At 68.4% G+C, this 8,942-nt stretch carries 5 protein-coding genes; 1 reads left to right on the top strand and 4 read right to left on the bottom strand.

All coding sequences use genetic code 11. The annotated features are described in order from the left end of the window. Positions 1-1,609 precede the first annotated feature (1,609 nt). The 3 genes from mmsB to chvE all read right to left on the bottom strand — a co-directional run bounded on the left by mmsB (position 1,610) and on the right by chvE (position 5,552). Entirely contained in the window at positions 1,610-2,806 is a 1,197-nt protein-coding gene (gene mmsB, locus ACQ0O7_RS35325; RefSeq protein ID WP_430788896.1) for a multiple monosaccharide ABC transporter permease, read from the bottom strand. Next, complete coding sequence (gene mmsA / locus ACQ0O7_RS35320) at positions 2,803-4,356, bottom strand: multiple monosaccharide ABC transporter ATP-binding protein (RefSeq protein ID WP_430788894.1); 1,554 nt, start codon at positions 4,354-4,356, stop codon at positions 2,803-2,805. The genes mmsB and mmsA overlap by 4 nt, the downstream gene beginning before the upstream one ends. 77 nt (positions 4,357-4,433) lie before the next feature. Next, positions 4,434-5,552 carry a multiple monosaccharide ABC transporter substrate-binding protein gene (gene chvE / locus ACQ0O7_RS35315; RefSeq protein WP_430788892.1) on the bottom strand — a complete coding sequence of 373 codons (1,119 nt, stop codon included), beginning with the start codon at positions 5,550-5,552 and terminating at the stop codon, positions 4,434-4,436. Positions 5,553-5,841: 289 nt separating this feature from the next. On the opposite strand from chvE, the gene ACQ0O7_RS35310 reads away from it, so the two are divergent. Continuing rightward, positions 5,842-7,080 carry an ROK family protein gene (locus tag ACQ0O7_RS35310; protein ID WP_430788890.1) on the top strand — a complete coding sequence of 413 codons (1,239 nt, stop codon included), beginning with the start codon at positions 5,842-5,844 and terminating at the stop codon, positions 7,078-7,080. Between the two features lie 108 nt (positions 7,081-7,188). Here the strand turns inward: ACQ0O7_RS35310 and ACQ0O7_RS35305 are convergent, their stop codons facing one another. Beyond that, positions 7,189-8,916, bottom strand: coding sequence for a serine/threonine protein kinase (locus ACQ0O7_RS35305; protein ID WP_430788888.1), 1,728 nt, complete (start codon positions 8,914-8,916; stop codon positions 7,189-7,191). Positions 8,917-8,942 lie beyond the last annotated feature (26 nt).

Raw genomic sequence — 8,942 nt, 5'->3', positions numbered from 1 at the left:
AGACCTGGTCTCAACGGAGCTTCGTCCATATCCGACACGCCAGCGCGGGCACCGTCACTCCCCGCCACTATCGATCATGAAACGGCCGTGGCCCCCACCCTGGCCGATCTTGTCGGATTTTCCACGGATAAGAGCCTTCTTTTCAACTGCTGGCCCGCTCGCAGTCAATTCCCCGCCCGGATGTCCGCCTTCCGACCACACCCTGGCCAATCTTGGTGGATTTATCACCGTTTCCGGTGGTAAATCCATCAAGATCTCTGCTGAGCAGGCCGCCCGCACGAGGCATTGACCGCAAGCGATCAGAAAGCCAGAACAAGACTCCTGGGCCCGGCGGAGTATCACGGTCCACCGGTAGTGTTCCCGCGCCAGTGTCCACGGTTCTGACCAGCGCATACGAACCACGAATGTGCGCGCGGGCCGGGCCGAGCCGGGCGGGGCCGGGCCGAGCCGGGCCGAGCCGGGCGGGGCCGGGCCGAGCCGGGCCGAGCCGGGCGGGGCCGGGCCGAGCCGGGCCGAGCCGGGCCGGGCCGGGCCGGGCCGGGCCGAGCCGAGCCGGGCTGACGACAGACGACTGACGGCTCTTGATGGAGCCGGCGGGCCCACCCCCGGCCACATTCTGTCACTCGAATGCGGAATTGCCCGCACAGACTCCCACCAGGCAGAAGACTCAAGGGTCTTTCTCTGGGCTGCTGGCCCGCTCGCGGTCAATTCCCCGCACGAATGTCCGCCTTCCGGCCCCGCCCTGGCCGACCTTGGTGGATTTACCACCGGAAAAGGTGGCAAAACCACCAAGATCTCGGCTGAACAAGCCGCCCGCACGAGGCATTGACCGCAAGTGATCAGGCAACCGGGAACAAGGCCCTCAAGCGGTGGTAAATCCGCCAAGATCTCGGGTGGGCGGATCTCCGCGTGAGGGATTGACCGCGACCATGAGCCGGCTACCGGGAAAGGGCTCGATAACAGTGGGGAAATGACCACGATCCGCCGGAGGGAATCTCCCACGGGACAACGCTGAATGACGCTCGCGCGTGAGAGGACCGCAGATCATCGGCGAGCGTGCAACGGTTCACCCGCGCGGCTGACCGGCGAAGACGGCCGACGAAGACGGCCGGCGGCGGGGGAGATCGAGGCGGCGTTCGTGGACCGTTCGGGTCGATGCCGACGGGGATTGCGTCGCGTGTGGCGTGGGCCCGCGATCAGTTCCAGCGAGCTCGGCTGTCCGCGCCGGCCGGGCCGGGAAACGCGCTCACGAAGGGGTGCGCGCGATCAGGCCACGTATGGGACGAGGCGGACATCAGGCTCGCGTGCCCGCCCGCAGCGAACTGGTCCCGCCGGCGCACGTTCACCGGTGGAGGTCGTGGGGCGGCTAGCTGTTCGGCCTGGCCACCGCATTCGGCCCGGTGGTCGCCGGGCGGTCCGGGCAGACGCGGACGTCGCGGGGACGAGGCAGGAGGGTCCGGTTGGCGAGGGGCCGACGACCGTACCGACGCGGGTTTGGAAAAAGGGAACGGAAAAAGGTGAGGAAAACGGCTGCCGGTGGGGCGGGAAGGAAGGAAAGGGGGGTGCCATCCCAGGTGGCACCCCCCTTTTATTTCCCCCCAAAAAGGTCTTACTTGCCGCGCTTCTTGTTCAGGATGTCGAACGCCACGGCGGCGATCAGAACGAGGCCCTTGATGACCATCTGCCATTCGGGGCGGACGTTGGTGATCGACAGGCCCATGTTGAGGACGCCCATGATGAGCGCGCCGATGATGGCGCCGGTGATCTTGCCGACGCCGCCGTTGACGGCGGTGCCGCCGATGAAGGCCGCGGCGATGGCGTCCAGTTCGTAGTTCTGGCCGGCGGCGGCGACCGCGGAACCGGCGCGGGCGGTGGTGATGACCGCGGCGACGCCGGCGAGCAGGCCCATGTTGACGAACAGCAGGAAGTTGACCCGCTTGGTCTTCACGCCGGACAGCATGGCGGCGGGCAGGTTGCCGCCCATCGCGTAGATGTGCCGGCCGAAGATCGTGTTGTTCATGACGAACGAGTAGAGCAGGACCAGCACACCCACGATGATCAGCACGATCGGCATGCCGCCGGCGCTGTTGGCCAGCAGCCAGGTCAGGTAGCCGATGGCGGCGACGCCGACGACCATCTTGCCGATGAACGCGGCGAACGGCTCGGTGCGCAGGTCGTTGCGGACCAGTTCGCGGCGGGTGCGGATCTGGCTGACGATCAGGCCGAGGGCGGCGATCGCGCCGATCACGACGGTGACCACGTCGAGGTTGCCGGCGAAGCCGAGCCAGTTCGGCAGGGCGCCGTTGGCGAGGGCGTTGAACTCGCTGGGCAGACCGCCGACGGTGGTGCCGACGTAGTTGATCGCCAGACCGCGGAACAGCAGCATGCCGCCGAGGGTGACGATGAAGGCGGGGATGCCGACGTAGGCGACCCAGAAGCCCTGCCACGCGCCGACGATGCCGCCGAGGATGACCGACAGCACGACCGCGAGCGGCCAGGACACGTCCCACTGCATGATCATCAGGCCGGTGATGCCGCCGACGAAGGCGACCACCGAACCGACCGACAGGTCGATGTGACCGGCCACGATGATCATGACCATGCCGATGGTCAGGATGAACACGTACGCGTTCTGCTGGATCAGCGACACGACGTTGTTCGGCAGCAGCATCAGCCCGTTGGTGTCGAACTGGAACCACAGGGTGATCACGACGAGGGCCGCGATCATCGCGTACTGCTTCAGGTTGCCGCCGAGGTAGCCGGCGAGCGAGCCGCCCTCGGTCTTGGTCTTGGTGGCCGTGCTCACCGGGTTGCTCCGCTCTTCTCCATAGTCATGAAACGCATGAGGCTTTCCTGCGAGGCCTCGGCTCGGGGCAGCTGGCCGGTGATGCGCCCCTGGCTCATCGCGTAGATCCGGTCACAGATGCCGAGCAGCTCCGGCAGCTCGGACGAGATCACGATGACGGCCTTGCCGGAGTCGGCGAGCTTGTTGATGATCTCGTAGATCTCGTACTTGGCGCCGACGTCGATGCCGCGGGTGGGCTCGTCGAGGATCAGCACCTCGGGCTCGGCGAAGAGCCACTTGCTGAGGACGACCTTCTGCTGGTTGCCACCGGACAGCTTGCCGACCTGCACGTCGACGCTGGGCGTCTTGGTGCGCATGTCCTTGCGGTACTGCTCGGAGATGGTCACCTCCTTGGCGGAGTTCACCACCCCCAGCCGGGAGATCTTCGACAGGCGCGCCGCGGTGGTGTTGCGCTTGATGTCCTCGATCAGGTTCAGGCCGTAGTGCTTGCGGTCCTCGGTCGCGTACGCGATGCCGTTCTCGATGGCCGCCGACACGGTCTTGATGCTGACCGGCTTGCCGTGCAGGTACAGCTGGCCGGTGATCCCGGAGCCGTAGCTGTGGCCGAACACGCTCATCGCCAGCTCGGTGCGCCCGGCGCCCATCAGGCCGGCGATCCCGACGATCTCCCCGGCGCGCACGTCGAGCGCGGCGTTCTCCACCACGGTGCGGCTCGGGTCGTTCGGGTGGTGCACGGTCCAGTTCTCGATGCGCAGGATCTCCTCGCCAATGGTCGGCGTGTGATCCGGGTACCGGTTCTCCAGGTCGCGGCCGACCATCGAGCGGATGATGCGGTCCTCGCTGACCGGCTCGGCACCGTGCATCTCGAGGGTCTCGATGCTCTGCCCGTCGCGGATGATCGTCGTGCTGTCGGCGATCGCGGCGATCTCGTTGAGCTTGTGCGAGATGATGATCGAGGTGATGCCCTCGGCCTTGAGCTGGCGCAGCAGGTCGAGCAGGTGGGCGCTGTCCTCGTCGTTCAGGGCCGCGGTGGGCTCGTCGAGGATGAGCAGCTTGACCTTCTTGGAGAGCGCCTTGGCGATCTCGACGAGCTGCTGCTTGCCGACACCGATGTCCATGATCTTGGTGTCCGGCTGCTCGTTCAGGCCGATCCGGGCCAGCAGGTCGGCAGCCTGCCGGTTCGTCTGCGCCCAGCTGATCACGCCGCCCTTGGCCCGCTCGTTGCCGAGGAAGATGTTCTCGGCGATCGACAGGTACGGGCTGAGCGCGAGCTCCTGGTGGATGATGACGATGCCGCGCTCCTCGGAGTCACGGGTCGTCTTGAACCTGCAGGTCTCGCCCTCGAAGACGATGTCACCCTCGTAGGAGCCGTGCGGGTACACACCGCTGAGCACCTTCATCAGGGTGGACTTGCCCGCGCCGTTCTCGCCACAAATGGCGTGGACCTCCCCGCGGGCCACGCTCAGCGTGACATCCGAGAGCGCCTTGACGCCCGGGAAGGTCTTGGTGATCCCCCGCATCTCCAGGATCGGGGTCGTGTCGTTGGCCATCGCCCACTCGCTTGCTCTTGAAGGTCCGACCGGGACCGGCCGGGCCCTCAAGGCTGAGGACCCGGCCGGGGCGCTACTTACAGGCCGAGCTTGTCGGCGGTGTAGAAGCCGGAGTCGACCAGCTTGGTCTTGATGTCGTCCTTGACGACGACCACCGGCGGGAGCAGGTACGACGGGACGACCTTGTTGCCGTTGTTGTAGGTCTTGTCGTCGTTGGTCTCGACGGTGCCGCCCTTGACGATCGAGTCGACCATCTTGGCGACCTGGTCACCCAGGGTGCGGGTGTCCTTCCAGACCGTCATGGCCTGCTTGTCGGCCTGGATGTTCTTGACGTTGGCCAGGTCGGCGTCCTGACCGGTGATCAGCGGGTAGTCAGCGCCCGGCTTGTAGCCCTTGGACTCCAGCGACTGGGCGATACCCAGGGCGAGCGAGTCGTTCGGGGACAGGACGACGTTGACCTTCTTGCCACCGGTGTAGAACGAGTTGATCCGGTTGTCCATCTCCGCCTGGGCGGTCTCGGACTTCCAGCCGGTGATGGAGACGGTCTTCCAGTCCTCCTCGCCGGCGATCTTCTTGCCGGACGGGATGACCAGCTTGCCGCTCTCGACGTACGGCTTGAGGACGTCCCACGCGCCGTTGAAGAAGAACTTGGCGTTGTTGTCGTCCGAGGAACCGGCGAAGGGCTCCAGGTTGAACGGGCCCTTGCCGTCCTTCAGGCCGAGCTTGTCGACGATGAACTCGCCCTGCAGCTTGCCGACCAGGTAGTTGTCGAAGGTGGCGTAGTAGTCCACGTTCGGGGTGGCGTTGATCAGCCGGTCGTACGCGATGACCTTGATCTTCGCGTTGGCGGCCTTCTCCAGCACCGGGCCGAGCGCGGTGCCGTCGATCGAGGCGACGACCAGAACCTTGGCGTTCTGGTTGATCATGTTCTCGATCTGGGTGATCTGCTGGTCGACCTTGTTGTCGGCGTACTGCAGCGACGTGGTGTAACCGGCGGTCTTGAGCAGACCGTCCAGGTGCGCACCGTCGTTGTTCCAGCGCTCGAGGCTCCGGGTCGGCATCGCGATACCGACCAGGTTGGAACCCGAGTCGCCGGAGCCGCTCTCCTCGGCGTCACGGGTGCTGCTGCAGGCGGAGGTCGCGGCCAGGGTGGCAGCCATGGCGACCGACGCGAGGACCCGGAAGTTCTTGGACACCTCGGCGTCTCCTTTCTATCGGGCCCGGGGGAAGTGGGCCACATCAAGCTTCGATTTGTTGCTGGGCACAACATACGAGGTTTACAACGAGGTTTCACCAGGGGGTCCGTAACGGCTGTGTAACACTCCCCGTGACCATCGAGGCCATCGGACGAGTACTTAGGGCCCAAAGTCCCCACAGCCCGTAACCGAACTCGCAGCATCGTATTTGTTGGTCACATCGACTAATCCCGCGAGGGGTCCACTTGCACAGACCGCTATCGTGGCGTCACGCACGAGGAGGAGGACGATGCAGACCGGAACGGTCAATCCGCGCGCCGCACACCTGTCACTGGCGCTGCGCCACGTCGCCGACTCCGCCGACGGCATCTCCCGCGCCGGCATCGCCGCCCGCACCGGGCTCAACCGGTCCACCGCCTCCAGCCTCATCGACGAGCTGATCAACGGGGGGCTGGTCAAGGAGACCGGCTCCTACAAAGGCGCGCCGAGAGCCGGCCGCCCCGGCACCGCCCTCGCGTTACGCGACGACGGCCCGGCCGGGCTCGGCATCGACGTCAACGTCGACTACACCGCCGTCTGCGTCGTCGACCTGACCGGCGCCCTGCGCTACAAACACGTCCTCGCCGAGGACCAGCGCGGCCTGTCCACCCGGGAGATCCTGGACCGCATCGCCCGGCTGGCCCGCGGCGCCCAGCAGGCCGCCGACGCCGACGGGCTCACCCTGTGCGGCAGCGCCGTCGCCGTGCCCGGCATCGTCGACCGCGCGCACACCAAGGTCACCCTCGCCCCCAACCTGGGCTGGCGCGACCTGGACGTCAACGAGGTGCTGCCGGCCGGGCTGCACGGCACCCCGGCGCTGCTGGACAACGAGGCCAACTACGCGGCGCTGTCGGAGTCGGCGCTGCTGCGCCGCCGGGCCAGTTACCTGTTCGTCAGCGGCCAGATCGGCGTCGGCTCCGGCATCGTGCTCGACGGCGCCCTCTACCGCGGCGCGCACGGCTGGTCCGGCGAGATCGGCCACCTCCCGGTCGACCGCGACGGCCCGCCCTGCTCGTGCGGACGGCGCGGCTGCCTGGAACGCTACGCCGGCCAGGAGGCGATCCTGCGCGCCGCCGGCATGACCGAGAACGCCGGTACCACCTTCGGCGTGCGCCCCACCGTGGCGATGCTGGCCGACCGCGCCCGCGACGGCTGCCCCGCCACCCTGCAGGCACTCACCCGGGCCGGGCAGATCCTCGGCTACACCCTGGCCGCCTGCCTCAACCTGCTCGACCTGACCCACGTGGTGCTCGGCGGCATCTACCGCGAACTGGCCCCGTGGATGGCCCCGCCGATCGAACGCGAACTGGCCACCCAGTTCCTCGGCGCGGCCTGGTCCCGCCCGACGGTCCAGGTCTCCACCTACGGCCCGGAGGCCCCGGCGATGGGCGCTGCCAGGTCGGTGATCCACGACGTCCTGACGAACCCGTCACGGTGGCTGAACCTTCATCCGGTACGCCCGTCGGCCCCACCGAGATCGGGTCGCTAGCGGGAGTCCGCGCGAGGCCCGGCGACACACCGGACCGCCCGGCGACCGCCGGGCCGATGCGATGGTCCAGGACTGTCCGGCCCGGAATCGATCAGCCTGCTCCGGCTGTCAGCGCTTCCACACCTCCAGATCGGAGAACACCACCCGGGAGTCGTTGTCACGGCCACGGAAACCCAGCACCAGGCGTCCCGCGGTCAGCCGGGAGTCGAGGGTGCCGGCCAGGATCTGGACGTCGTCGAGGAAAACCGTGGCCCGGGCGCCGGCCACGTCGATGCGCCACTGATGGGCCACCGAACCGTCGTAGGGCCGGTACCAGCGGTCCAGCCGGGTACCGGCCGCGTCGTTCACACCGGCGAACAGCGAATGACCCTCCGGGCAGATCGCCAGCATCGCCTGCGTGGTGTCGTCGACGTGCCGGAACCGGACCATCGCGCAGTCGTCCCGGACGGCGGCCATCGACTTCACGGTGAACGTGATCGAATGATCTCCGTCGATCACCGTGTCCGGGCCCTCGCAGTGGACCAGGTCGCCGGCCGCCTCGACGACCAGACCCTCGTCGAACGCGCAGCCGCCGCCCGCCGACCACTGCCCGGGAGCCGCCAGGGAGTCCGCGAGCACCAGCACCGGAGACGCGGCGGAGGCGGGGGTGCCGTCGCCGTCCCGGCCGCCCACCCACAGCAGGCCGGTGACGATCACACCCGCGGCCAGCACCGCGGCCGCGACCAACCGGAACTCCGAGACACGCCGGCGAGCCGGCGCCCTCCGGGAACGCCGGGCGGGCACCGGAACCGGCATGGCCGGATAGTCGATGAGCGGAGCCGGAGCCGGCGGATAGGAGACGGGCGGGACCGGCGGGGAGGACGGCGGGATCCGCAAGGGCGACACGGGCGGCGGGGAGGCACGCGGCCCCGGCCCGGGGGACACCGGCGCCGATCGCACCGGCGGCGCGGAGACCGGCGGAGGAGGCGGAGAGACCGGCCGCGGGGACTGCGCCACCGGAAGGGCCGGCGGGACCGGGGAGTCCGACGCGACGAGCATCGCCAGAAGGTCGGTGGCGGTCGGCCGTTCCTCCGGATCCTTCGACAGCGCCCGCGCCACCGTCGTCCGCAGCGTGCCGGACAAGCCGTCGAGGTCCGGTTCCCGGGTGAGGATCCGCATCGCGGTGGCGGTCGGCGAGTCCCCGGCGAACGGGTTACGCCCGGCGGCCGCGTACGCGACGACCGCACCCCAGGCGAACACGTCGACGGCCGGCCCGATCCTTTCGACCGGGCCGTCGAGGCGTTCCGGCGCCATGTAGGAGACGGTGCCGACCACCTCGCCGGTACGGGTGTGCGCGCTGGTGACCTCCAGCGCCTGAGCGATCCCGAAGTCGATCACTTTGGGCGCACCGAGGGCGAACAGCACATTCGTCGGTTTCAGATCACGGTGCACGACACGGGCGCCGTGGATGGCCGCGAGCGCGGTGGCCACCCCGACGGCGACGCCGTGCAGAGAGCCCCCGGACAACGGCCCCTGGTCGGCCACCACCTCGGCCAGATTGGGGCCGTCCACATACTCCACCACCAGGTACGGCGTCTCATGCTCGGGATCGGCGTCGAGCACGGCGGCGGTACAGAAGGGCGGCACCTGCCGGGCCCGGTTGACCTCACTGCGGAACCGGCCACGGAACTCGGCGACCGCCGCGTACTCCGGGCGGATCACCTTGATCGCCACCAGCCGGCCGTCCGCGTCCCGGGCCTGATAGACCGCCCCCATACCGCCCTCGCCGAGCAGCGCGAGCACCGTGTATCCACCTAGGACGCGGGGGTCGCTGGGGCGCAGACTGCGTGACGGCATGCAGGCATCTAACAGCATCGGCGTTT

Source organism: Actinoplanes sp. G11-F43, from assembly GCF_050589265.1.
In the GTDB taxonomy this organism is placed as follows: Bacteria; Actinomycetota; Actinomycetes; order Mycobacteriales; family Micromonosporaceae; genus Actinoplanes.
This window is presented reverse-complemented; position numbering and strand designations above follow the sequence as displayed.

Coding starts and splice junctions, on each gene's coding strand:
- mmsA (WP_430788894.1), bottom strand. CDS start 4,356: ATGGCCAACGACACGACCCCGATCCTGGAGATGCGGGGGATCACCAAG.
- ACQ0O7_RS35310 (WP_430788890.1), top strand. CDS start 5,842: ATGCAGACCGGAACGGTCAATCCGCGCGCCGCACACCTGTCACTGGCG.
- ACQ0O7_RS35305 (WP_430788888.1), bottom strand. CDS start 8,916: ATGCCGTCACGCAGTCTGCGCCCCAGCGACCCCCGCGTCCTAGGTGGA.